Source organism: Streptomyces sp. NPDC102360, assembly GCF_044766085.1.
GTDB lineage: Bacteria > Actinomycetota > Actinomycetes > Streptomycetales > Streptomycetaceae > Streptomyces.
Map to the genome: position 1 here is coordinate 318,328 of NZ_JBIWLG010000008.1, position 24,576 is coordinate 342,903.

Consider the following 24,576-nt stretch of genomic DNA (forward strand, 5'->3'; position numbering starts at 1 on the left):
GTTTGCGAGGGGCAATCACCGTGCAGCGCTGGCGTGGCTTGGAGGACATCCCCCAGGACTGGGGGCGCAGCGTCGTCACCATCGGCTCCTACGACGGGGTGCATCGCGGGCACCAGTTGATCATCGGGCGGGCCGTGGAGCGGGCGCGCGAGCTCGGCATCCCGGCCGTCGTGGTCACCTTCGACCCGCACCCCAGCGAGGTCGTGCGCCCGGGTTCGCACCCGCCGCTGCTCGCCCCGCACCACCGGCGCGCCGAACTGATGGCCGAGCTCGGCGTGGACGCGGTGCTGATCCTCCCGTTCACCACCGAGTTCTCGAAGCTGTCGCCCGCCGAATTCGTGGCGAAGGTGCTCGTCGACAAGCTGCACGCGCGTGTGGTCGTCGAGGGCCCCAACTTCCGCTTCGGGCACAAGGCCGCGGGCAATGTCGACTTCCTGGCCGAGCAGGGACAGACGTACGACTTTGAGGTCGAGGTCGTGGATCTGTACGTCAGCGGCTCGGCCGGTGACGGTCAGCCGTTCTCTTCCACGCTCACCCGGCGGCTCGTCGCCGAGGGCGACGTGCTGGGCGCCGCCGAGATCCTCGGCCGTCCGCACCGCGTCGAGGGCGTCGTCGTGCGCGGCGCGCAGCGCGGCCGCGAGCTCGGCTTCCCGACCGCCAACGTCGAGACGCTCCCGCACACCGCGATCCCGGCCGACGGGGTCTACGCGGGATGGCTGTACGTGAACGACGAGGCGATGCCCGCCGCGATCTCCGTCGGCACGAACCCGCAGTTCGACGGGACGGAACGCACGGTCGAGGCCTACGCCATCGACCGGGTCGGGCTCGACCTCTACGGCCTGCACGTCGCCGTGGAGTTCGTGGCGTTCGTGCGCGGGATGGCCAAGTTCGAGTCGCTCGACGAGCTCGTCGCCGCGATCGCGGACGACGTGAAGCAGGCGCGTGAGCTCATCGAGGCGACCAAGGCCTGAACCGCACCGGCGTGACCCAGGTCACGTCCAGGTGTGTCACATCGGGTCGGGGAGCTCCGTCGTAGTGGTGTCACCACTTATGACGGAGTGCGAAGGAGCCCCTCATGGAACCGCGACTCGACCTCTTCAAGAACCCGGTCATCGGCAAGATGCTCAAGCACGTCATCGCGGCGGGCAAGGCTGCCGAGGGTTCGGGCGTGCCGACCCCGACGCTGAACCTGGTCATGATCCGGGCCAGCCAGATCAACGGCTGCTCGGGCTGTCTGGACATGCACGTCAAGGACGCCGCCGAGGCCGGTGAGACGGCGGTCAGGCTCGCCCTGGTCGCCGCCTGGCGCGAGGCCAAGGTCTTCACCGAGGCCGAGAAGGCCGCCCTGGAGCTGGCCGAGGCGGGCACCCGCATCGCGGACAGCGCCGGGGTCTCCGACGAGGTGTGGGAGAAGGCCGCCAAGCACTACGACGAGGCGCAGCTCGGCGCGCTGGTCGGCTGCATCGCCATGATCAACACGTTCAACCGGTTCAACGTGATGACCCAGCAGCCGGCGGGCGACTACGTGCCCGGCATGTTCGGCTGAGCCGAACTCGGACCGCACGCGTGAAGGCCCGGCTCCGAGGGGAGCCGGGCCTTCACCGTTCTGGGGCCGTGCTACTCGGCGGTGGCCCCCGCCGCCGCCCAATGGCACGCCACCTGCGACGTGGCCGCCCCCGTCAGCACCGGAAGATCCACCGTCCGGCACGAGTCGGCGACCCCCGCCGCCTCCGCCCTGCCGTCCGCCAGGACCTGGCAGCGCGCGTGGAAGCGGCAGCCGCCCGGGATGCGGGACGGGTCCGGGGGCTCGCCCGTCAGGACCACCGGCTCACCCGGTGCCTCCGGGAGAACCGACAACAGAGCCTGTGTATACGGGTGTTGGGGCGAGGTCAGGACGTCCTCCACCCGGCCCGTCTCCACGATGCGGCCCAGGTACATCACCGCCACCCGGTCCGCGATGTTCCACGCGAGGCCGAGGTCGTGCGTGACCACGAGCGCGGAGAGGCCAAGATCGTCCCGCAGGCGCAGCAGCAGGGCGAGGATCTCACCCCGTACGGAAGCGTCCAGAGACGCCACCGGTTCGTCCGCGACGATGAGTTCCGGGTCGAGGACCAGTGCGCCCGCGATGACCACGCGCTGGCGCTGGCCGCCCGACAGCTCGTGCGGGTAGCGCAGGAAGAAGCGCTCGGGAGGGCGAAGTCCCGCGCGCGACAGGGCGCTGGTGACCGCCTCGCGTTCGTCGCCCGCGTACCCGTGGATGCGCAGCCCCTCGGCCACCGCGTCGTACACCGTGTGCCGCGGGTTCAGGGAGCCGCTCGGGTCCTGAAGGACCAACTGGACGCGTTTGCGGTACGACTTGAGGGCCTTCGAGGCGTAGCCCAGCGGCTCGCCCGCGAACGTGACCCTGCCGGACGTCGGCCTCTCCAGGCCGAGCAGGGTGCGCGCCAGGCTCGTCTTGCCACAGCCGGACTCGCCGACGAGCGCCACGATCTCACCCGGCGCGATGTCCAGGTCGACGCCGTCCACGGCCCGCGCCTCGGCGGCGCCGCGCCGGCCGGGGAACGTGACGTGCAGCTGGTCGGCGCTGAGGAGGGTCTGCACAGAGCCGTCCGGCTTCTGCAGCGTTTCTGTCATGCCGTGGTGCTCCTTGCTTCGACTTCCGTGCCCAAAGCGTCACTCGAGCCCACGTGCACGCACGCCGCCCGCCGCTCCGGACCCGCCACCCGCAGCACCTGGTCCTCGCTCGCACACACGTCGAGCGCCACCGGACAGCGCGGGTGGAACGTGCAGCCGGACGGCAGTGCCGACGGGTCCGGCGGGTCGCCGGGCAGGCCGCGCGGCGCGAACCGGGACGCCGGGTCGCCGATCGTCGGGAACGCTCCCGACAGCGCCTTCGCGTAGGGGTGCACCGCCTCCTCGTAGACCTGGAGGGCCGGGCCCTCCTCGACGACGCGGCCCGCGTACATCACCGCGAGCCGGTCGCAGGTGTCGGAGAGGACCGCCAGGTCGTGGCTGATCATGACGAGGCCGAGGTTCTCCTCCGCCACCAACTGCTCGATCAGGCGCAGGATCTGGGCCTGGATCATCACGTCCAGGGCCGTCGTCGGCTCGTCGGCGATGATCAGGTCCGGCTCGCAGGCGAGGGCCATCGCGATCATCACGCGCTGGCGCTGGCCGCCCGAGAGCTCGTGCGGATAGGCGTTCGCGCGCGCCGCCGGGAGGCCCACGTGTTCGAGCAGCTCGCCGACCTTGTTCTTCGCGCCCTCCTGCGTCGCCTTCTTGTGCAGGAGGATCGGCTCGGCGATCTGGTCGCCGATGCGGTGCACGGCGTTGAGCGAGTGCATCGCGCCCTGGAAGACGATCGAGGCGCCGGCCCAGCGGACGGCCCGCACCCGGCCCCACTTCATGGCGAGGACGTCCTCGCCGTTCAGCAGGATCTCGCCGGTGACCTTGGCGTCCTTGGGTAGCAGGCGAAGGAGCGCGAGCGCAAGTGTGGACTTCCCGCAGCCGGACTCGCCCGCGATGCCGAGCTTCTGCCCGGCCCCGACGGTGAGGTTCACGCCGCGGACGGCCTGCGCCCCGCCGGCGTACGTCACCGTCAGGTCCTTCACCTGAAGCAGCGTCATGAGCGGGCCCCCAGCTTCGGGTTCAGGACGGACTCGACCGCGCGGCCGCACAGGGTGAAGGAGAGCGCGACGATGGCGATGGCGATGCCGGGCGGGGCCAGGTACCACCAGTCGCCCGCGCTGACCGCGCCCGCCTCGCGCGCGTCCTGGAGCATGCCGCCCCAGGAGGTGACCGTCGGGTCGGACAGGCCGAGGAACGCGAGGGTCGCCTCGGTCAGGATCGCCGAGGAGATGATCATCGTGGTCTGGGCGAGGACCAGCGGCATCACGTTCGGCAGCACGTGCCGGGTCATGACGTGACTGTGGCTGCCGCCGAGCGCGCGCGCCCGCTCGATGTAGGGGCGCGCCTCGACCGAGAGGGTCTGGGCGCGCACGAGACGCGCGGTCGTCGGCCAGGTCGTCACGCCGATCGCGATGATCACCGTCCACATCGAGCGGTCCATGACGGTCGCGAGCGCGATGGCCAGGACCAGCGTCGGCATCACCAGGAACCAGTCGGTGACGCGCATCAGGACCGTCGAGTACCAGCCGCGGAAGTGGCCCGCGACGATGCCGATGACGGTACCGATCGCCACGCACAGGAACGCCGCGAGCAGGCCCACGGTGAGTGAGATGCGCGCCCCGTACACCAGGAGGGCGAGCACGCTGCGGCCGAACTGGTCGGTACCCAGCGGGAATTCACCGCTCGGCCCTTCCAGCGGGCCACCGGGCGCGTCGGTGACGCTCTCCGCGTCCGAGCCGACCAGGACCGGGGCGAGGATCGCGATCAGGGCGATCAGGATCAGCAGCCCGAGGCCCCACAGGCCGCTGCGGTGCGCGCGGTAGGACTTCCAGAAGCGGGCCAGGGACTGGCGCTTGCGGGCGCGCGCGAGGGACCGCGCGCTGGACGCCTTCGGTGTCTTCGCGGGCGCGGTGTCGGTTTCGGTGTCGGTCGTCGTCATCGGCCCACCCTCGGGTCGAGCAGCGGATAGAGGATGTCGGCGAGGGTGTTCGCGAGGATCACCGCGGTGGCGAAGACGAAGAACAGGCCCTGGACGAGCGGCAGATCGGGCACGGAGAGCGCCTGGTAGAACAGGCCGCCGAGGCCCGGCCACGAGAAGACGGTCTCGACGAGAATCTGCCCCGCGACGACATGCCCCAGGTTCACGAACATCAGCGTGAACGTCGGCAGCATCGCGTTCGGCACCGCGTGCCTGCGGCGCACCAGGTCGTCCTTGAGGCCCTTGGCACGCGCGGTCGTCAGATAGTCGCTGCCCATCTCGTCGAGCAGCGAGGAGCGCATGACGAGGAGCGTCTGCGCGTAGCCGACCGCGACCAGGGTGATCACCGGCAGGATCAGATGGTGCGCGACGTCGAGGACGTACGCGAGCCCGGTCTCGCCGCCCGAGTCGAGGCCGCCCGTCGGGAACATGCCGGGGATCGGCCCGATGCCGACGGCGAACACGATGATGAGGAGCAGACCCAGCCAGAACGCCGGGACCGAGTACAGGGTCAGCGCGAACGCCGTGTTGAAGCGGTCGCTGCGCGACCCGTTGCGCCACGCCGTCCGCGTGCCGAGCCAGATGCCGAGCGCCGAGTACAGGACGTACGCCGTGCCCGTGAGCAGCAGCGTCGCCGGGAGCGCGTCGAGGATCTTGCCCATGACCGGGGTGTGGAACTGGAACGAGGTCCCGAAGTCACCGGAGAGCGCGTCCCCGATGTACGACGTGAACTGCTTCCACATCGGCTGGTCGAGGCCGTACTGGTGGCGCAGGTTCTGCAGTTGCTCCGAGGAGACCTTGCGGCCGCCGGTCATCTGCTTGACCGGGTCGGAGGGGATGAGCCGGAAGAGGAAGAAGCTCGTGACGAGGACGGCGAAGAGCGAGACGATCGCGCCGCCGATCTTCGCGAGCGCGTACTGGACGTACGCCTTGGTGTTGCGGGCCCGGGGGCCGCGGGCGGCCGACGGCGGCCCGGCCGAAGCCGGGTCGCCGTCGGTCTGCGCATCCGCGGACCGCGCGAGCGCCGGAGTGCTGTCAGCTGTCATGGTTCACATGTCTTCTTACTCGCGTAGCCGCGCTTCGCTTACTCGCGCTCGTCCGCCGTCGTCCGGCGCCGCCTGGCCACGAACACTCCGCCGCCGATGACGAGGAGCGCCGCGACCACGATGCCGATCACGATGCCGGTGGAGCTGGACGAACCGCTGTCCTCGCTGTCCGAAGCGGCCGCGGGTTCGGCCGACCACCAGCTCCAATACCCGTCCTGGCCGTAGATGTTGCCGGCCGCGGTGGGCATCGTCTGGATGGACTTGATCTGGTCGGTGCGGTAGGCCTCGACCGCGTTCGGGTACGCCATGACATTCATGTAGCCGGAGTCGTAGAGCCAGGACTCCATCTTCTTCACGGTGTCCGCGCGCTTGGCTGGGTCGTACTCGGCGAGCTGCTGGTTGTAGAGCTTGTCGTAGGTCTTGTCGCAGATGCCGTTGTCGGTCTGCGCGACCTCCTTCGGCTTGCTCGGCAGGGCGGCGCAGGTGTGGATGCCGAGCACGAAGTCCGGGTCCGGGTTCACCGACCAGCCGTCGAAGGCGAGGTCGTACTCACCGGCGTACCAGGGCACGGAGACGTCGTCGACGCAGTTGAGCTTGAGGCCGATGCCGATCTTGCCCCACCACTCCTTGAGGTACTTGCCGACCGCCTTGTCGTTGGGGTCGGTGGCGTGGCACAGCATCCGCAGGTTGATCGGCTTGCCGTCCTTGCCGACGCGCTTGCCGTCCTTCATCTTGTAGCCCGCGTCGTCGAGCATCTTGCCCGCGGCCTGCGGGTCGTAGCCCAGCTGCTGATCGCCCGAGGGCTGCCAGTAGTAGTCCTGGAAGCGCGGCGGGATGTAGCCCTGGCCGCGCACGGCGTGGCCCTGGAAGACCTTGTCGACGATCGCCTTGGTGTCGACGGACTTGAAGAGTGCCTGGCGGAAGTCCTGGTCGAGCAGCGCAGGGTTGCCGTCGCCGAACTTCTTGCCGCTCTTGGTCTTCCAGCCGGGGTTCACCGCGATCGCGTAGAAGCGGCGGCCGGGGCCCTCGTTGACCTTGATGTCCTTCTCGCCCTTGAGGGACGCCGCCTGGGCGGGCGTCAGGGCGGGGGAGCCGGCCACGAAGGAGACCTCGCCCTTGCGCAGGGCGGCGACCGCGGCGTCCTGGTCCTTGTAGGCCTTGAAGACGATGTTGTCGAACTGCGGCGTCTTCGTCTTGCGCCAGAACTCCGGGTTGCGCTTCAGCTTCACGTACTGGTCGGCCTTGTAGCCGGTCACGATGTACGGACCGTTCCCGACGATCGGGAACTTGTCGTCATTATTGAACTTCGAGTAGTCCTTGACGTCCTTCCAGATGTGCTCGGGCACGATCGGGATGTCGAGGGACGTCATCGTCGCCTGCGGCTTCTTCAGCTCGACGACGAGCTTGGTGTCGCTGGGCGCGGTGACCTTCTTGAAGTTGCCGACGAACGAGCCGTTGGCGGTCGCCGCCGCGTCGTCCGTCATCATCTTGTTGAAGGTGAAGGCGGCGTCGTGGGCGGTGGCCTGCTGACCGTCGGACCACTTCGAGTCGGAGCGGATGGTGTACGTCCACGTCAGCTTGTCGGCCGAGGGCTTCCACTTGGTGGCGAAGCCCTGGATGACGTGGTTGTCCTTCGGGTCGTAGTTGGTCGGGTACTCGTACATCAGACGGAGGATGCTCGTACTGACCAGGCGCGTCGCCAGGAACGGGCTCAGCGAGTCGACGCTCTGCGCGACGGCCACGGTGAGGGTCTTCTTCTTGCCGCTGTCGGCGTTGGCCTTGGCGGCGGCGTGGGAGGAAGTGGCGTTGGCCTGTTGCGGCGCCGGGTTGAGTGGCGTGGCGAGGCCTGCCGTCAGGGTGAACGCCGCGGCGCCGGCCGCGAGGAGTATCCGCACTCCGCGCCGCGGGGGGCGGGCCGTTCTGTGGTCCATGTCTTGCTGAGCTGGTGTGTCCATCGGCGGTGACCTCGCGCATCGCTCGCACAGCTGGGCTGGATCTGGGATTTCGTGAGTTTTCAGGTCGACTGAAGTGTTGGTTTACCAGCGGCAGTTGAGGAACGTCAACGGCGGGTGAACCCCATGTGGCCTGCGGAAATAACGAGTTGACCTGCATTTCACGCACATTGGTCGAGACCTCTGATGCTTTGCAGGCCAGGGGATGGCACCCGGATGGGTGCAGGACACGCAAAAGGTCCGCACCGGTGTTCGACGGATGCGGACCTTTTGCGTGCGCGTACGTGTCAGTACGCGTGAGTACGTGTACGTGGGGCCGCTGGAGGGCTACCGCTGTGGCGGAGGCGGCAGTTGGGTGCGGCCGAAGCCTTCGGCGACCATCGCGGACAGGTCGAAGTACGCCTCCCGCACCTTGGGGCGCATCATGTCGAGGTCGACCTCCGCGCCGGCCGCCAGGTGCTCGTCGAAGGGGATGACGGTCACGCCGCGGCAGCGGGTCCTGAAGTGGCCGACGATGTCGTCCACCTTGATCATCTTGCCGGTGTCGCGGACGCCGGAGATCACGGTGAGGGAGTGCCGGACGAGTTCGGTGTACCCGTGCGCCGACAGCCAGTCGAGGGTCGTGCTCGCGCTGGAGGCGCCGTCCACCGACGGGGTCGAGATGATGATCAACTGGTCCGCGAGGTCGAGGACTCCGCGCATCGCGGAGTACAGCAGGCCGGTTCCGGAGTCGGTCAGGACGACCGGGTAGTGCCGGCCGAGTACGTCGATCGCGCGGCGGTAGTCGGCGTCGTCGAACGTCGAGGAGACCTCCGGCTCCACGTCGTTGGCGATGATCTCCAGGCCGGAGGGGGTCTGGGAGGTGTACTGCCGGATGTCCGCGTACGAGTGCAGGTGCGGGATGTTCTGCACCAGGTCGCGGATGGTGGCGCCGGTCTCGCGGCGGACGCGGCGGCCGAGGGTGCCGGCGTCCGGGTTGGCGTCGATCGCGAGGATCTTGTCCTGGCGCTCCGAGGCGAGGGTCGAGCCGAGGGCCGTCGTGGTGGTCGTCTTGCCGACGCCGCCCTTGAGGCTGATCACGGCGATCCGGTAGCAGGACGAGACCGGAGTGCGGATGAGGTCCAGCTTCCGCTGCCGCTCCTCCTCTTCCTTCCTCCCGCCGAACTTGAACCTCCCGCCGCCCGCACCGGGCGCCTTGCTCCGCTGCTTCTGCCGCTTGCTGTTGACGAGCCGCTCGGCGGACAACTCGACGGCGGCGGTGTAACCGAGGGGGGCGTTGTCGCCGGGGGCGTGGGGGTGCGGGCGCGGTTGCGGTTGCGGGGGCTGGTGGTGCTGCTCGGGTGGGGCGGGCTGCTGCCAGGCGGGGGCGGGGCTGGGGTAGCCCTGCGGGGGTTGGGCGTTGGGCGCGGGCGCCGGTTGGGCTGGGGGCAGCGGTTGGGCGGGTGGTTGTGGTTGACCGGGGAGAGGGGAACCGTAGGCCGCTGCCGGTGGGGCGGGCGCCGGTGGGGCGGGCGCTTGGCTGGGCGGGGAGCCGAAGGCGGGGTGGCCCTGGGCGGGGTACGCCGGTGGCTGTGGTTGGCCCGGCGGGGGGAAGCTGTAGCCGGGTTGGGGCGTGGGGGTGCTGGGGCGCTGGCCCTGGTGGGTCGGTGCCGGTTGGGCCGCGGGTTGGGGGAAGCCGTAGCCGGGTTGGGGCGTGGGCCCGGTGAGTGGCTGTCCTGGGGCCGGTGGTGCCGGGAGGCTCGGTTGGGCCGAAGGCTGAGGGAAGCCGTACGTGGGCGGTGGCGTGGGTGCGTTGGGTGTCTGCGGGCTTGGGGCCGGCGATGCCGGGTGGGTTGGTGGTTGCGGGTGCCCGTAACTGGGCTGTGGCGTGGGTGTGTCGGGGGGCTGCTGGCCTGGGGGTGGAGGTTGCGGGGGTCCGTGACTTGGCTGTGGTGAGGGTGTGTTGGGGTCGGGTTGCGGGAAGTCGTGGCCGGTGGGTGGCGTGGGTGTGTCGGGGGGCTGCTGGCCTGGGGGTGGAGGTTGCGGGGGTCCGTGACTTGGCTGTGGTGAGGGCGTGTTGGGGTCGGGTTGCGGGAAGCCGTAGCCGGTCGGTGGCGTGGGTGTGTCAGGGGGCTGCTGGCCTGAGGTCGACGGGTGAGGTGACCCGTAACTCGGCTGTGGTGCCGGTGCGTTGGGCGCGGGCTGCGGGAAGCCATAGTCGGGGTGCGTGTTTGGTGTGGGTGGGGCGGCCTGGGCGTGGGGGTGAGGCTGCGGAGGGCCGTATTCACCCTGCGGTGGCAGAGGCTGGCGCGCAGCCGCGGGTGCCGGTTGGCCGGGTGGCTGAGGGAAGCCGTATGCGCCCTGGGGCTGCGGTGGGGCCGCGGCGGGCTGTGCGGGCGGGGTGTACGGGGCTGCCAGGGGTGGTTGGCCGGGCGCGGGGGCGCTCCACCGCGGGGCCGTGGGCGGCGCGGCCGGCTGGAACGACGGCGGCAACGGGGGAACCCCGCCTTCCGGAGGGGGCGGGGGAGCCCAGCCCACCGGAGCGTTGGGCGCGTCGCTGGGAACCGGGGTGCCCGCGATGGCCGGTGTGGCGCCGGGGATTGGGGGCGCGGGAGCTGCCGTCGGGGTGTCAGTGATGGGTTCGGGCGCGGTCACCGCGGGGTCCGCGGCGGGTGACGTGGGGGCGGCGGTGGGCGCTGTTGGCGTGGCCGTGGGCGTCGCGTCGGGCTCCTCGGTGTGCGGGGCCGCGAGGGGGAAGTCCGGGGCCGGTGGGGCGGCTTCGGTCGGCTGCGCGCGGGCGCTCCCCGTGTCGATGTCGACGTGTACGCGGTGGGCGTCGACCCATGCGCGGGACCGCTCATCGGGGCTCTCCGTGGGCGCGGGAGCCGGCGGCTCCCCGAGTGCGGCGAGCTCCTCGAAGTTCCGCTTCAGCGAGGGCGCGGAGAAACGCAGGGTGGTCCCGCTGTCCAGGTCGCCGCTGTTCAGACCCCCGTCGGCCAGGCCTCCGTTCTCCGGACCCCGGTCCTCCAGCTCGCCGCTCCCACCGCCAGGCGCAACCTCCGCACCAACTGGCGCCTCCGGCGCACCAGTCGGTGCCCCCGCCGCACCAGCCAGCGCCCCTGCCGCACCAACCGGCGCCTCGGCCGCACCAACCGGCACTACCGGCGCCTCCGCCATACCAGTCGGCGCCACCGGCGCACCAACTGGCGCTACCGGCGCCACTGGCGCATCCGCCGCACCAGTCGGCGCCACCGGCGCACCAGCCAGCGCCCCTGCCGCACCAACCGGCGCTACCGGCGTCTCCGCCGCACCAACCGGCGCCTCGGCCGCACCAGTCGGTGCCTCCGCCGCACCAACCAGCGCCCCCGCCTCACCAGCCAGCGCCCCCGGCGCCCCCGCCTCCCAGTTCGCCTCTCCGCCACGCGAACTCGCCTGCTCGTACCAGGGCGGTGGCGCGTAGTCGATCGTGAACTTGCCCGTCTGCTCGACACCGGTCCCCGCCCCGGCCCCCGCACCGGCAGGTGAATCGCCGTCCCCGCGGACATCGTCCCGATCGCTGCTCACAACGCCTCCTGGTGTGGTCGAGCACCCGGCGTGCCCCCCGCTCCCCGGACGCGCGCGGAAACAGCGGGAACACAGGGCACGTCCTCTCCCAGCCTAATCACCAAAACCGCCCGCACGGCAGGCCCGCCCACACCCCGTCGACTAGACTCGCCGCGCCGTGACTGGGGAGGTCGTGGCTCGGACGGCGGCGGGGAGGACGTGGCGTGCGGCATCGGATCAGGGGTGGCGCCCCGCCCGGGTGCGCAGCGCACCCCAGCTGACCGCTCCGCACCCGACCCCGGCGAGAACTCACCTCATGCCTACCGCGCTCACCCACGACGACCCCGTACACCTCGGCCCCTTCCACCTCGTCGGGCGCCTCGGCAGCGGCGGGATGGGCACGGTGTACGTCGCGCGGACCGCCGGCGGGCGAACCGTCGCCGTGAAGACGATGCACGCCCGGCTCGCCGCCGACCACGCCGCCCGGACCCGGTTCCGGCTCGAGATCGACGCCGCCCGCGTCATCGGCGGACAGTTCGGCGCGAAGGTCGTGGACGCGGACCCGCTCGCCGAGACGCCCTGGCTGGCCACCGAATACGTACTCGGTCCGCCGCTCGATGAAGCCGTAGAGGCAGGCGGGCCGATGCCCGAGGCGACCGTCCGCGCGCTGGGCGCCGCCCTGTGCGGAGCACTTGGGCAACTGCACCGCAGCGACGTCGTGCACCGCGACCTCAAGCCGTCCAACATCCTCCTCACGGCGTACGGCCCGAAGGTCATCGACTTCGGTATCGCTCGGGCCATCGGCGACGACCGCCTGACCCGCGTCGGATCCGCCGTGGGCACCCCCGCGTTCATGTCACCCGAGCAGGCCACCGGTCAGGAACACGGCCCGGCCGGAGACGTGTTCGCGCTCGCCGGAGTGCTCGTGTTCGCGGCCCGTGGCAGCGGCGCGTTCGGGAACGGGCAGGCCGCCGACCTGCTGTACCGCGTGCGGTACGGCGAGCCGGACCTCACGAGCGTGCCCGCCGGGCTCGTCCCCGTACTGGCGCGCTGCCTCGACAAGGATCCGGCGCGGCGCCCTGCTACCCACGAGCTGTCGACCCAACTGCACACAGGAGCAGGGGAGTTCGCTGATCATCTGTCCGGTGCGCTGCTCGGTGACATCGGGCGCCGGGCCACCGACGTATGGCAGACCATCCCGCAGCGGCTGCCCGCGCCCCTGACGCACACGCTCCCGCAGACCACCGCCGTGGACGCCACCGGGACCGGCCCCGTGTCGCGGCGCCGCTTCCTCGCCGCCGGAGGAGTCCTCGGCGTCGGCGCGGTCGCGGCCGGCGGCGCCTGGTGGTGGACCGGCCGCTCCTCGCAGGAGGAGAGGAAGGCGGCGGTCTCCAAGGCCGCCTCCGACACCCGCGACCGACGTGACCTCGACCCCCTCTGGAAGGACGAGGGCTACTTCGAGACCAGCGTCGTCGACGGCGGAAAGTCGATGATCCCGGCCATCGTCGACGGGGTGGCCGTCGCCATGCGCGGGTACGCCCGCGGCTTCGCCGTGTCCGACGGCGCGAAGAAGTGGGACGAGCACATCGGCAGCGGATGGCAGTGGACCGCCGCGGACGGCAAGCTCTACCACCTGGTCTACAACGTGTCCGAGGACGACAAGGCCGGAGCGCCCGTCACCCTCGAAACGATCGCCCCGCGCACCGGTAAGAAGCTCAAGACGCTCGCCCGCCTCGCCGACACCACCGACCACCTGGAGGGGAACCAACTCCTCTGTGTCGCCGACGACATCGCCTACGTGGCCGTGGGCAAGGGCAAGGGCGACAAGATCGGCTACGCGCCCGCGCAGAAGTGGACGCTGCGCGCCGTGAACTGCCGGACCGGCAAGACCCTGTGGTCGCGGCCGCTGCCCCGCAGGGACGAGCTCGACCAGTCCATGTACTTCCTCGGCGCGACGGTGGCCGGCGGGCGCCTCGTCACGTACCAGCAGATGAAGGAGGACGAACCCCACATCGTCGTACGGGACTTGAAGACCGGCGGCATCCTGTGGAACGTCCCCTACCTCGTCGACGACGTCGCCACGCTGTGGGCCGCGATGGCGGCCGACGACACGTACCTCTACATCGGCGGCACCCGGCTCCGCGCGGTGCGTCTCAAGGACGGCAAGGCGCAGTGGCAGACGCCCGAAGGCCGCGCGTTCGGGCCGCCGACGCTGAACGGCGGTGTCGTGTACGCCGTGGGCGAGGGCGTCGGGCTCGCCGCGTACAAGGCGGGCAGCGGCGAGCGGCTGTGGGTGGAGAAGGACGGCACCGCCGACGAGCAGTCCAGGGCCTGGCGGCCGCTCATCGGTGAACAATGCGCGTACTACCGCAACGGCGCCCAGTTGCGCGGCGTCGACCTCGACAGCCACGCGGTCTCGTGGACGTACAAGACGGACGGCGACCGCTTCTACGCGAACCCTGAGCGCACGCGGATCTTCTCCCTGAGCGACACCGCCAAACTCGCCGCGTACCCCATGAAGTGACTCCGAATGATGTGACACATTCCCGTGAAGTGACACATCCCCCCACGCACATACGTTCCGCGACCGCCTCCCCGGCAGAAGGCCCCACATGAAACCCCTCGGCATCGGCGACCCCCTCCGCCTCGGTCCCTACCGCGTCCTCGGCGTGCTCGGCGAAGGCGGCATGGGCAAGGTGTACGTCGGTCAGGACGGCGCCGGGACGCTCGCCGCGGTCAAGGTGCTCAAGCCCGAACTCGCCCACGACACGAACCTCGCCCAGCGGTTCGTGCGCGAGGCGCAGGCCGCACAGGCCGTGCGCAGCAAGGGCGTCGCGAACGTCCTCGGCGCGTGGACCGAGGGCGGCCGCCCGTGGATGGCCACCGAGTTCCTCGCGGGCCTCACCCTCGACCAGGCCGTCGAGGCACACGGGCCACTGCCCGAGCCCGCCCTGCGCGCCCTTGCCGCCTCCCTCGCGCACACCCTCGCCGACATCCAGGCGGCGGGCTTCATCCACCGCGACCTCAAGCCGCCGAACATCGTGCTGACGTCGACGGGCCCGCGCGTCATCGACTTCGGCATCGCCCGCCCCGAGCACGGACTGACCCTCACCACGACAGGGGAGGTGCCGGTCACCCCCGGATACGGGGCCCCCGAGCAGGTGCTCGGCCGCCGCGTCACACCGGCCGCCGACATCTTCTCGCTGGGCGCGGTGCTCGTGTACGCGGCCAGTGGACGGCGCGCGTTCGACGGCGGACACGTGGCTGCGGTGCAGTACGAAGTGGTGCACGGCGAGCCTCAACTCCAGGGAATCAACCCGGAGTTGCTGGCGCTGATCGCACCCTGCCTCGCCAAGGACCCCGCCCACCGCCCCACGCCCGCCCAGATCGCCGAGGCGATGCGCCCGCCCAAGGGGGCGGAGAAGGCCTGGCGGCGCGGCTCCATCGCCGAAGCGATCACCGAGCGGGAGACCGGGGCGAAGCACCTGGCGACCACCATCGTGGGCGGCGCGCAGCAACTCCAGAAGCCCGCCATGTCGCGAAGACGCCTGCTGACGACGCTCGCCGTCGGCGGCACCGTCGCCGCGGCGGGCGGCGGCACGGCCGCGTGGTGGTACGGCTCGCGCCCCGACAGCGCCCTGTTCGACATCCCGGCCGCGGCCAGGACCCCCGTACAGGCGCTGAAGCCCAAGCCGGCCGACGACTACGCCGAGAACGGCGGAGCCATGAAGCTGTGGTCCGTCACCACCGCCGACGCCACCTCACCCGAACTGCTGCCCGTCCGCGACGTGTTGGTCTTCGCGCTCGGCTCCGGCGGCATCGGGGCGTACGGCGTCAAGGCCGGCAAGCGGCGCTGGTCAGCCGACGGCCTGCGGGCCAGGTCCGGCTACGTGTCGCTGGCCGACCGGCTCGTCGTGGGCGCGGACGAACAGGGGACGCTGCACACCTTCGTGCCCTCCACCGGAGCCGCGAAATGGACGTGCGAGCAGGCCGAGGCCGAGACGCTGCTCGCCGCCGGCGCCGACGCGGTGTACATGATCACGAAGGACGACCGGCTGCGCTGCGTCAACAGCGAGGACGCCGAGGTGCGGTGGACCGTCACCGTGCCCGCGAAGTTCCGCAAGAAGCTGCACGGCCCGGCCGCCGTCGGCGGGGGCGTCCTCGTCGTCCCGTCCACCGACGGCACGGTGCTCGCGGTGCGCACCAGTGACGGCCGTACGGCATGGACGCAGTCCGAAGAGTCGGAGTCGGTCGTCCGCCCCGCCATCGCCGACGGCATGGTCTACCTCAACGGCAAGACGCTGGAGGCCTACAGGCTCCGCGACGGAAACCGGGAGTGGAGCACGTTCCCGCTGGGCGGCGCCAACTCCGTGTACAGCAAGTGGGGTCCGCCCGAGGTGCGGGGAAACCACGTGTACGCCAACGCCGTCGACGTCACCCGCTGCCACAACCGGGCCGACGGCAACCAGGAGTGGTTCGCGGTCGGCCCGTCCACGACCAGCCGCGTGCTGACGCAGGGCACCAGCGTGTGGTCCGTCGACGACGGTGACGGAATCGGCGAACTCCAGTTGAAGGGCATCCCGCAGAAGGACGGCAAGAACGTCTGGACGACGCGCTACCCACGGCCCCACTACACGCAGCTCGCCGCCGCCGGGAACCGGGTCTTCCTGCTGATGGACAGCGCCGTGCACGCGCTGAGCGCCTTCTGAGGCCGAAGGGACTGACGACACATGCAGAGCGCCGCGCAGCAGGTGGGCCCCTACCTCCTGCTCACCTCCATCGACCCCACCGACCACGCCGTCGTCCGCCACATCGCCCGCACCCCCGGCGGTGACCGCACCGTCCTCCTCAGCACCCCCGCCCCCGGCGTGGACCCGAACCGCTTCATGGCCGAAGCGGACGCGGCGCGCTACCTGTTGGGCAGCTGGACACTTCCGACCGCCGAGCTGGCGCCACCGGGCGGAGCCCCCTGGCACGCACGCCCGTATATCCCGGTACTGCCCCTGCGGACCGCGCTCGCACTCCACGGCGGCCCGCTGCCGGAGCACACCGTCCGCGCCCTCGGTGTCGCACTCGCCGAGACACTGTCCGTCATCCACGGCCAGAGCCTCGTCCACGCGGGCCTCTCCCCGGCGGCCGTCCTGCTCTCCTTCGACGGCCCGCGCCTCGACTGCTTCGGCACGGTACGGGCGGCGGCGCCGGATGGAGCGATGCGGCGCGACCTGCCGGGCGTCGACGTCACTGCCCTCGCCCCGGAGCAGGCGGCAGGCGGACATCCGCGCCCCCTCGGCGACGTGTACGCGCTGGGCGCGACCCTCGCGTACGCCGCGACGGGCCACACGGTGCCCGAACGGGAGGAACTCCCGGCGCCGCTCCGCTCGCTGATCAGCAGGTGCCTGTCCCGGGACCCGGTGCAGCGGCCGCAACTGGCGGACGTCGTAGGTGAGTTGAGCGCGGGCACGGGCGCGGCACGTCAACCGGTCGGCTTCGGCGCCACGGACCACGCCTCGGGCCTGCTGACCCCCGGCTGGCTACCGGCCCGCCTCGTCGCGGCGCTGGCACACCAGGCGGCATCGGTACTGGACGCGGACCTACCGACGCCGTAGCCGACGACCACGGTGAGGGTCCTAGGCCTCCGCGCCACCATTGCGCGGAGCCGGCTCCAGGTCGAACTCCCCGTCCCGGGCGCCGAGTACGAACGCCGTCCACTCGGCCTCGGTGTACCGCAGCACCGTCTCCGGCTCCAGCGACGAACGCATCGCCACGGCACCGTCCGGCAGCTTCGCGATCTCGACGCGCTCCTCGTCCTGCTCGGTACCGGGCGCGCTCTCCCACTCGACGCCGGAGATGTCGAGCGCGTACAACTCGTTCTTCTCGCGCTCCTTACGGGCCTCGATCTCCTCCGGCGTCTCGCCTGAAGTCCCCACGCCGCACCAGCCCTTTCGTCGCCTTGTGACAATCACCGTCAGCTTAGTGGGGGTTGACCGGCGACCACGGTGAGCCGACGAAACGGGACTCTTTGGTGGAGGCAGCGGCCCGATGGACGCACGGGTCCGGTCCGTCCGGGAGGATGTCCTGACGCATCAGCACGGGGAGGACTCCAGCAGTGAGCAGCAACCATCCGGGCCCGTACGCCGGCCAACCCCAACAACCGGGGCCGTACGGCGCGCAGCCGGGACCGTACGGACAACCGGGTCATCCGGTCCCGCCTCAGTCGTATGGGCAGCCGGGGCCGCCGCCGGGCCCGTACGGGCAGCAGCCGGGGCAGCCCGGGCAACCGCCGTACGGCGGTTACGGGTTCCCGCAGCAGCCGGGTGGATATCGGCCGCCGCCACGCCGCGGAGGTCTGGGGAAGACCTTGGCGTTCGTCGCGTGTGGGGCGGCGTTGATGACGCTGATCGGCTTCGGCCTGTTCTGGATCCGCGACGCGCAGGGCCCGGACGACGACGGCCCACACAAGCTGACCGCGCCGTCGACGATGTCCTTCGCCACGTACTACCGCGCCGGCGACCCGGCGGATCCCGACCTCGCGACGGAGGATCCCAAGAAGCTGGAGTGGCACGAGATGGAGAAGCCGACGGAGATCGCCGTCAGCTACTCCGACGAGCTCGTCGACAACGTCGACACCTCTGACATGGGCGCGGCCCAGGACGCGTTGCAGCGTGCGGGGAACAGCAAGAGGTTCTCGGTTACGGGTGGCTACGGCAGGTTCAACAACCCCGAACTGGCCTTGGCCTACTACTTCGAACTCGTGGGTGACAAGCTCCGCGAAGCTACAGACAAGGCCCCCGGCCACGTCGTCTCATCGCTGGGCGTGGAGGAGGACACGGAGGCGGACTCGCTCGAGGGTGACGCGGTGATGAGGTGCGCGGACCTCAGGGTGGACAATTGGGACGACGACAACCCCGCCACTGAGACGACGGTGTGCGGCTGGGCCGACTACGCGACGGTCGGGGTGGTCACTCCGTACGACGGCACGTTCGGCCTGACGACCGAGGAGGCGGCGGAGCTCACGGGACACGTCCGCAGCGAAATGCGAGTGGAGAACTAGGCGCGTAGACGCATGCGCGAGGCCCGTGACCAGATGGATGGTCACGGGCCTCGGTGCGTCAACTATTGGGCGTCAGGCGCCTACTGGCGCGGGGGACCCCACGGCGGTTGCTGCTGCTGTCCGTAGGGGCCGGGCTGCTGCGGGGCCTGGGGCGGGTAGCCGCCCTGCTGGTATCCGGCCTGCTGGTAGGCGTGCGGGGGCATGGTGCCGGGGGCGCCGGGTCCGCCCGGGCCGCCACGGTTGTTCTTGTTGCGGGACACGACGACGATGACGACGATCACCACGATGATGACGAGCGCGGCGATGCCGATGCCGACGTAGAGGAACACGTTGGAGCTGTCGTCGTCATTCGAGGCGCTTGACGCGTTGTCGGTGGCGGGCGAGGAGGCTCCATCAGCCTTGTCTCCCGAACCCTTCGGGAGCGCGGACAGGTCCCATGGGCCGTTCGCACCGCCCTTGGGGATGTTCGCGGTGAGCGCCTTGAGCGGGCTCAGGTCGCCGTAACCGTGGTAAGCGTCGGGCAGCTTCGACTTGTCGACGCCCTTGGCGATGTACGTGGACTTGATGACACGGTTGACCAGCTGGCCGGGGGTGTAGTCCGGGTACTTCTGCTTGAGGAGGGCGAAGGTGCCGGAGGTGATGGCGGTCGACATGGAGGTTCCGTCGCCGGTGACGTAGTCACCCTTGACGAACTGGCCGTCATCGGTCTCGAAGCCGCCTTGGCTGGTGGCGACGATGATGTCCTTGGCGGGGGCCGTGAACATGAGTTTCTTAGAGTAGTTCTCTTCGGCCCAGGGGGTTCCGTTCTGGACGGAACCACCGACTTGGGTGACGCCGGGAACGGAGCCGAGGCCGCGCTTCTCCTCTACACCGTCGTTGCCGGACGACTGGACGACTACAACATTGTGGGCCAGCGCGTAAGCGATGGCTTCTTTGTCTGCTTCGTCTGCGTAGCCTTGTTCGATGGAGATGCTGATGACGTCGGCACCCTGGTCGACGGCGTAGCGGATCGCTTCGTCCCATTCACAGGCTTCCTTGCCGTTCTTGCCGAGGGCGCCGCCCTCAGTGGCAAAGAGGTCAACGGGCAGGATCTTCGCATCCGGGGCGATTCCCAGCACGCCTTCGCTGTTCCCGGCCCCGTGCCCGTGGCCCGCGATCAGAGAAGCCATTCCCGAGCCGTGGTCGTCGCGGGTCTCCTTGTTGGCTGGCCTGCCGTCCGAACACCGCTTTCCTGCAAGCACGTTGCCCGTCAGGTCGGGGTGCGTGCTGTCGACGCCGTCGTCGAGTACGGCGACGGTGACACCCTTGCCCGTGGCGACCTTGTGGACGGCGTCGATGTCGAACGCCTTGTTCTGCCACTGCTTGTCGCGGGTCGCGTCCGCCGATGCGGCCGATGCGGTGCCGAGCACAAGGGCTCCCACCATGGCTGCGCCACCGATCGCGCGGAGCGTCCTGTGCGCGAAGCGCATGCTCTGCCACCTTTCTGTGTTGGTTCCGCGCTAGCCACACGTGGGCCCGTGACCGGGTGGATGGTCACGGGCCTCGGTGCGTCAGCCGTTGGGTGTCAGGCGCCTACTGGCGCGGGGGACCCCACTGCGGGGGCTGCTGCTGGCCGTAGGGGCCGGGCTGCTGCGGGGCCTGGGGCGGGTAGCCGCCCTGGTGGTAGGCGGGCGGGGGCATGGTGCCGGGGGCACCGGGTCCCCCAGGACCGCCCGGGCCGCCACGGTTGTTCTTGTTGCGGGACACGACGACGATGACGACGATCACCACGATGATGACGAGTGCGGCGATGCCGATGCCGACGTAGAGCAGTGTGTTCGAGCTGTCGTCGTCCGAGGAGTCGGAGGCGGCGCCGGTGCCGGACGTGGAGTCCCCGGACCCGGTGTCCTTGCCGGAGACCTTGGGGAGCGAGGAGACGTCCCACGGGCCGTTCGCACCGCCCTTGGGGATGTTCGCGGTGAGAGCCCTGAGCGGGCTGAGGTCGCCGTAGCCGTGAAACTTGTCCGGGAGCTTCGACTTGTCGACGCCCTTGGCAATGTAGGTGGACTTGATGATGCGGTTGACCAGTTGGCCGGGGGTGTAGTCCGGGTACTTCTGCTTGAGGAGGGCGAAGGTGCCGGAGGCGATGGCTGCGGACATCGACGAGCCGTCGGAGGTCAAGTAGTCGGCCGATTGGCTGTTGCCGTCGGCGTCCTCGTACTTGCCGTCGGACGTGGCGACGGTGATGTCCTTGCCTGGGGCGGTGAAGAGCAGGTGCTTGGAGTAGGTCGAGTCTTCCCAGGGGGTCCCGTTCTGGGTGGAGGCGCCCACCTGGACAACGCCGGGGACGGATCCGAGTCCGCCGTTGTCCTCGACGCCGTCATTGCCGGATGAGAGGACCAGGACGGCGTTGTGCGCGAGCGCGTATGCGGCGGCCTCCTTCGAGTCCTGACCGGCAAAGCCCTGGTCGAGCGACATACTGATGATGTCCGCGCCCTGGTCAACGGCGTAGCGAATGGCTTCCGGCTTGCTGCAGGCCGTCTTCTTCTCCTGGTCGACGGATCCGCCTTCGGTGGCGAATACGTCTACGGGGAGGATCTTTGCGTCAGGCGCCATTCCCAGCAGGCCCTGACTGTTGCCGGAACCGTGCCCGTGGCCCGCGATCAGAGAGGCCATGCCGGTGCCGTGGTCATCGACGGTCTCTACGTTGGCGGGCTGGCCGTCCTTGCAGCGCTTCCCGGGAAGGACATTGCCGGTGAGGTCGGCCTGCGAGCCATTCACACTGTCGTCGAGTACGGCGACGGTGACGCCCTTGCCCGTGGCGACCTTGTGGACGGCGTCGATGTCGAACGCCTTGTTCTGCCACTGGTCGTCTCTGGTCGCGTCTGCCGATGCGGCCGATGCGGTGCCGAGCACAAGGGCTCCCACCATGGCCGCGCCGCCGATCGCGCGGAGCGTCCTGTGCGCGAAGCGCATGCTCTGACACCTTTCGTGGTGAATTTCCTGCTGATGTGCGTGGGGCCCACGACCGGAATGGTCGTGGGCCCCACGAACGGTATCTGGTTACTCGATGACGGGAGGGTTGGCTTTGCGGTCCTTGGGTGTCCAGGTCTCCTTGTCCTCGGTGAGGTAGTCAGGGAGACGACTGTTGTTACCGCCTTCGCCGCGCTGCTTTCCGGCGCCGCGTCCGCCGCCGGCTCCAGCGGGTCCGAAGCCGCTGCGGCCGTTCTGGCCCTTGCCGCCGGCGCCGGTGCCACCCGCGCCGGAGCCGCGGTTGCGAAGCCCCGTACCGCCAGGGGTGAACGCCCCGCCGGTCTTGCCCTTGGCACCGCCGACCGCGCCGCCCTTCAGCCGGGCCCCTGCGCCGGTCTTGCCGGCGAGACCCTTGCCGGCCGCACCGCCGCCGGCGCCCGCGCCGCCGCCCATGCCGCCCATACCGCGACCGGCAGCACCCGTGCCACGACCGGCGCCACCGCCGCTCATGCCGCGACCAGCTGCTCCCCGCCCCGCCGCGCCGCCGCCCGCCCCACGGGCAAGACCCGCCGCGCCGCCGGCCATACCACCGGCGAGGCCGCCGGCCATGCCACCGCCGATACCGCCGCCCGCACCGGCTCCTGCTCCGCCGCCAACGCCGCCACCTGCACCGAGTCCGCCGCCGGCTCCGATACCGGAACCCGAGCCCGTGTCAATGCCGGGGCCGGCGCTCTCCAGGCCTGTGCCGATCTGGGAAGCGTCGGAGGGGCCCGAAGCAGTCGGCGGCTTCAGTCCGTTTGAGTCGAAGCCTGGGATGCCCTGACCCACTCCGCCACCGCCACCGATGCCGCCCCCGCCGATGCCGGGGTTCGCGCCGCCGGCGCCGGGGACATTCATGTCACCCGGGCCGCCAGGGGTGTTCGGGTGGGGAGGCGTGGGCGGGGTGTACTCGTGGCCGCCGCTCGTGAGCGATGATGCATTCGACTTGTAGTTGTTCCCCAGCCGCTCCATGTGAATCGCAGCCTGGAGCGCCCCCTGCTGGTCGGCGCCCATGCTGTCGCCCCACTTGTCGATGACGTGCTGAGTGTCCATGCCGCTGGCCAGGTCGGACTGGATGCTGCCTTGGGCGTCCAGAATCCTGTTCATCGCTTTGTACTGGGCATACGCCCCGGTGACGGGGCCGGCGATCATGGCGGCGTAGTCCTTGGCGGACATGTTGCTGAACATGTCCGTCGCGGCATCCCACGTCCTGTCCCACCAGTCGACATCGATGCTCTGAACCTGGTCCTGGATGGTGTAGAGCTCGTCCGCGGAGTTGTCCATCGCCCTGCCGGCGAGATCGGCGAAGTTGCCGCCGTTGGCCATCTCCTGGCTGATCTTGCCGGCCTCGTCCCGGAACTTGTCCGCGGACGAGCCCTTCCACTTCTCCAGGACCTTCTTCACCGCGTTGTCGAACTGCTGCTTGAGGCCGCCGCTGCCATCGGAGCCCACGAGGTGCTCGCGGACCTCGGTCCAGTTCTGCGCGACCTCTTTGACCGTCTGCGGCTTGGCGTCCGCGACCATCTGCTTCAGCTTGTCGAGGTCGTTCTGGTTGAAGTGGGTGTCCCATCCCTTGCCCGAGCCACTACTGCTCAAGCCGCCGCCCGACGGCGCGTTTGCCACCATCTCCCCGTCCCCCTTCAGGCGTTGCGGTTCGCGACGCCGGAGTCTCCGGTCTCCTTGACCGCGTTGTCGGCCTCCGCGTCCTGGTACTTGCCGCGGGCCGTGTCCGTCTTCTTGCCGAACTTGTCGACGAGCTTCTCGATCTTCGCGATCATTTCGACTTCGATCTTCTGCTTCATGTCCCCGTGCGCGTTGTACAGCTCCTGCGCTTCCGAGAACCCGTTGCCCAGCGCTCCGCTCGGCAAGTAGGTCCCGTACTTCGCCTTGTCCTTCGGCCCGTTCATGTCAGACAGGACCTGGTTCAGCTCCTTGACCACCTGGTCAAGGGCGTCGAGATCGACCTCGTAACCGCCGTCAGCCATCGCAGGCCGCCTTCCCCGTTATCCCCTAATGCCCTTATGTCGCGCGTAGTTCAGTGCGCAGACAGCTTCTCTAGGATCGCTCCCCGCACACTGAACTCACAAGTCGAGCACAGGTTCCCTCACAGAACGTCCCCGACAGGCCGTCCCTACACAACGTCCTCGCCCCGCCGCCGCAACCAGTCCCGCCTCGCCATCGCGCCCGCCGCGATGATGGCGAAGGCGAGGCCGCCGCCGATCACCAGGTACGTGCCGTAGCGGGAGTTGCGCTCCGCCGGGGTTTCGCCGAGGGTCAGTTTCGCGGCGGTGATCTTCTCGCTGCCGGGGCCCGCGGCCGTCGCCCCCTGAAGGTCCTTGTTGGTGATCTGCTGGGTCGGCGCGGTCTCGTCCTTGACGGCGGCCACGGGGTCGATGACGCCCCAGCCGATGTTGTTGTCGCGGTACGCGTGCGAGCGCGACGCCGTGTCCTCGAGGTGCCAGATGATCCGCTCGGGGGTCCACTTGGGGTGCTTCTGCTTGAGCAGGGCCGCCACCCCGGCCGCGTACGGAGCGGCGAACGACGTTCCCTGGTCGACGCATTGGCCGCCCTGGGGGACGGTCGAGACCATGTCGACGCCGGGGGCCGCGATGTCCACGTGCTTGTTCGGTGTGGAGAACGGGGCGCGTTCGTTGTTGCGGTCGGAGGCCGCGACGGACAGCACGTTGGGGTTGGGGAGGGCCGCCGGGTAGGTGTCGGACGCCTTGCCCGACGAGCCGCTGTTGCCGGCCGAGGCGACGATGAGAATGCCCTTCGCCTCGGCGCTGTTCACCGCTGCCTGCAAGGGGCCGAGCTTGGACACGTTCGCCGTCGTGCCCTGAGAGATGTTGATGACATCGACGTTGGCCGAGACGGCGGCGTTGATGGCGTCGATCATGGTCGCCAGGTTGCCGCCCTCCTCCGCCGTGCTCGTCTGCAGGGGCAGGATCTTGGCGTCGGGGGCCAGGCCGTGGAAGCCCGAGCCCTTGATCGGCGAGGCCGCGATGATGCCGGCCACCTTCGTGCCGTGGCCGACGCCGTCGGTCGTGGGCTTGGAGCCCTTCGCGAACGACTTGCCGCCGAGGACCTTCCCCGCCAGCTGCTCGTTCTTCGTGTCCACGCCCGTGTCGATGACGGCCACGGTCGTGCCGTCACCCTTGAGGGACTTGCCCTCCCACAGCTGCTCCGGGATGACGCGCTGCAGCGACCACGGCGTGCCCTTGATGACGTTGCCGCCGAACTGGCAGTCGGTGGAGGCCAGTTGGGTGCCGTCGTCGGCGACGGCGGGCGTCGCGGTCAGGCAGCCGAGTACGGTCGTCGCCGCGAGCGTCGCGAGCGCCGCGGCCGTGCGTCGGGCGGCGACACGGTGGGCGGCGACGATGGGTGCCATGGTGGGTGCCACGGTCTCTG

General features: G+C 70.2%; 17 protein-coding genes and 2 pseudogenes. 6 read left to right on the top strand and 13 right to left on the bottom strand.

Annotated features, from left to right (window positions below):
• Nucleotides 1-20: 20 nt before the first annotated feature.
• Nucleotides 21-971 carry a bifunctional riboflavin kinase/FAD synthetase gene (locus ACIRHA_RS29075; RefSeq protein WP_403851855.1) on the top strand — a complete coding sequence of 317 codons (951 nt, stop codon included), beginning with the start codon at nucleotides 21-23 and terminating at the stop codon, nucleotides 969-971.
• Nucleotides 972-1,075: 104 nt separating this feature from the next.
• Complete coding sequence (locus tag ACIRHA_RS29080) at nucleotides 1,076-1,546, top strand: carboxymuconolactone decarboxylase family protein (protein WP_403851858.1); 471 nt, start codon at nucleotides 1,076-1,078, stop codon at nucleotides 1,544-1,546.
• Between the two features lie 71 nt (nucleotides 1,547-1,617).
• Here the strand turns inward: ACIRHA_RS29080 and ACIRHA_RS29085 are convergent, their stop codons facing one another.
• The 7 genes and pseudogenes from ACIRHA_RS29085 to ACIRHA_RS29115 all read right to left on the bottom strand — a co-directional run.
• Nucleotides 1,618-2,634: an oligopeptide/dipeptide ABC transporter ATP-binding protein gene (locus ACIRHA_RS29085; RefSeq protein ID WP_403851861.1), complete on the bottom strand. Its 1,017-nt coding sequence runs from the start codon at nucleotides 2,632-2,634 to the stop codon at nucleotides 1,618-1,620.
• Nucleotides 2,631-3,626: an ABC transporter ATP-binding protein gene (locus ACIRHA_RS29090; protein WP_403851864.1), complete on the bottom strand. Its 996-nt coding sequence runs from the start codon at nucleotides 3,624-3,626 to the stop codon at nucleotides 2,631-2,633. Before ACIRHA_RS29090 ends, ACIRHA_RS29085 begins: the two co-directional genes overlap by 4 nt.
• On the bottom strand, nucleotides 3,623-4,567 hold the full coding sequence (locus ACIRHA_RS29095) for an ABC transporter permease (RefSeq protein ID WP_403851866.1): 945 nt from the start codon (nucleotides 4,565-4,567) through the stop codon (nucleotides 3,623-3,625). Before ACIRHA_RS29095 ends, ACIRHA_RS29090 begins: the two co-directional genes overlap by 4 nt.
• A complete protein-coding gene (locus tag ACIRHA_RS29100) occupies nucleotides 4,564-5,652 on the bottom strand; it encodes an ABC transporter permease (RefSeq protein WP_403851869.1) in 1,089 nt (362 codons plus the stop codon). Before ACIRHA_RS29100 ends, ACIRHA_RS29095 begins: the two co-directional genes overlap by 4 nt.
• A gap of 38 nt (nucleotides 5,653-5,690) precedes the next feature.
• The gene (locus tag ACIRHA_RS29105; RefSeq protein WP_403851871.1) at nucleotides 5,691-7,583 is read right to left on the bottom strand and encodes an ABC transporter substrate-binding protein; all 1,893 of its coding nucleotides are present in this window, start codon (nucleotides 7,581-7,583) and stop codon (nucleotides 5,691-5,693) included.
• Between the two features lie 372 nt (nucleotides 7,584-7,955).
• Nucleotides 7,956-9,374: pseudogene (locus tag ACIRHA_RS29110) on the bottom strand (AAA family ATPase); the annotation flags it as partial.
• 1,644 nt (nucleotides 9,375-11,018) lie between these two features.
• Nucleotides 11,019-11,147 (bottom strand): annotated as a pseudogene (locus ACIRHA_RS29115) (SCO5717 family growth-regulating ATPase); the annotation flags it as partial.
• A gap of 295 nt (nucleotides 11,148-11,442) precedes the next feature.
• Here ACIRHA_RS29115 and ACIRHA_RS29120 point away from each other — a divergent pair.
• The 3 genes from ACIRHA_RS29120 to ACIRHA_RS29130 all read left to right on the top strand — a co-directional run bounded on the left by ACIRHA_RS29120 (nucleotide 11,443) and on the right by ACIRHA_RS29130 (nucleotide 16,732).
• Nucleotides 11,443-13,650 (top strand): protein kinase, encoded by a 2,208-nt coding sequence (locus ACIRHA_RS29120; protein ID WP_403851874.1) that lies wholly within the window; start codon nucleotides 11,443-11,445, stop codon nucleotides 13,648-13,650.
• 88 nt (nucleotides 13,651-13,738) lie between these two features.
• Complete coding sequence (locus ACIRHA_RS29125) at nucleotides 13,739-15,835, top strand: protein kinase (RefSeq protein WP_403851876.1); 2,097 nt, start codon at nucleotides 13,739-13,741, stop codon at nucleotides 15,833-15,835.
• A gap of 21 nt (nucleotides 15,836-15,856) precedes the next feature.
• Nucleotides 15,857-16,732: a serine/threonine protein kinase gene (locus tag ACIRHA_RS29130; protein WP_403851879.1), complete on the top strand. Its 876-nt coding sequence runs from the start codon at nucleotides 15,857-15,859 to the stop codon at nucleotides 16,730-16,732.
• A 21-nt stretch (nucleotides 16,733-16,753) separates the two neighbouring features.
• On the opposite strand, the gene ACIRHA_RS29135 is transcribed toward ACIRHA_RS29130, so the two are convergent.
• Nucleotides 16,754-17,053, bottom strand: coding sequence for a DUF397 domain-containing protein (locus ACIRHA_RS29135; RefSeq protein WP_403851882.1), 300 nt, complete (start codon nucleotides 17,051-17,053; stop codon nucleotides 16,754-16,756).
• Between the two features lie 461 nt (nucleotides 17,054-17,514).
• Between ACIRHA_RS29135 and ACIRHA_RS29140 the strand changes: the two genes are divergently transcribed.
• On the top strand, nucleotides 17,515-18,177 hold the full coding sequence (locus ACIRHA_RS29140) for a hypothetical protein (RefSeq protein WP_403851885.1): 663 nt from the start codon (nucleotides 17,515-17,517) through the stop codon (nucleotides 18,175-18,177).
• Between the two features lie 80 nt (nucleotides 18,178-18,257).
• Here the strand turns inward: ACIRHA_RS29140 and ACIRHA_RS29145 are convergent, their stop codons facing one another.
• The 5 genes from ACIRHA_RS29145 to mycP form a co-directional block, all read right to left on the bottom strand.
• Complete coding sequence (locus tag ACIRHA_RS29145; protein WP_403851888.1) at nucleotides 18,258-19,646, bottom strand: S8 family serine peptidase; 1,389 nt, start codon at nucleotides 19,644-19,646, stop codon at nucleotides 18,258-18,260.
• 103 nt (nucleotides 19,647-19,749) lie between these two features.
• The gene (locus ACIRHA_RS29150) at nucleotides 19,750-21,132 is read right to left on the bottom strand and encodes a S8 family serine peptidase (protein WP_403851891.1); all 1,383 of its coding nucleotides are present in this window, start codon (nucleotides 21,130-21,132) and stop codon (nucleotides 19,750-19,752) included.
• A gap of 87 nt (nucleotides 21,133-21,219) precedes the next feature.
• Nucleotides 21,220-22,794 carry a hypothetical protein gene (locus tag ACIRHA_RS29155; RefSeq protein ID WP_403851894.1) on the bottom strand — a complete coding sequence of 525 codons (1,575 nt, stop codon included), beginning with the start codon at nucleotides 22,792-22,794 and terminating at the stop codon, nucleotides 21,220-21,222.
• Nucleotides 22,795-22,808: 14 nt separating this feature from the next.
• Entirely contained in the window at nucleotides 22,809-23,153 is a 345-nt protein-coding gene (locus ACIRHA_RS29160; protein WP_403851897.1) for a hypothetical protein, read from the bottom strand.
• Between the two features lie 146 nt (nucleotides 23,154-23,299).
• A complete protein-coding gene (gene mycP, locus ACIRHA_RS29165) occupies nucleotides 23,300-24,556 on the bottom strand; it encodes a type VII secretion-associated serine protease mycosin (RefSeq protein WP_403852160.1) in 1,257 nt (418 codons plus the stop codon).
• Between the last annotated feature and the right edge of the window lie 20 nt (nucleotides 24,557-24,576).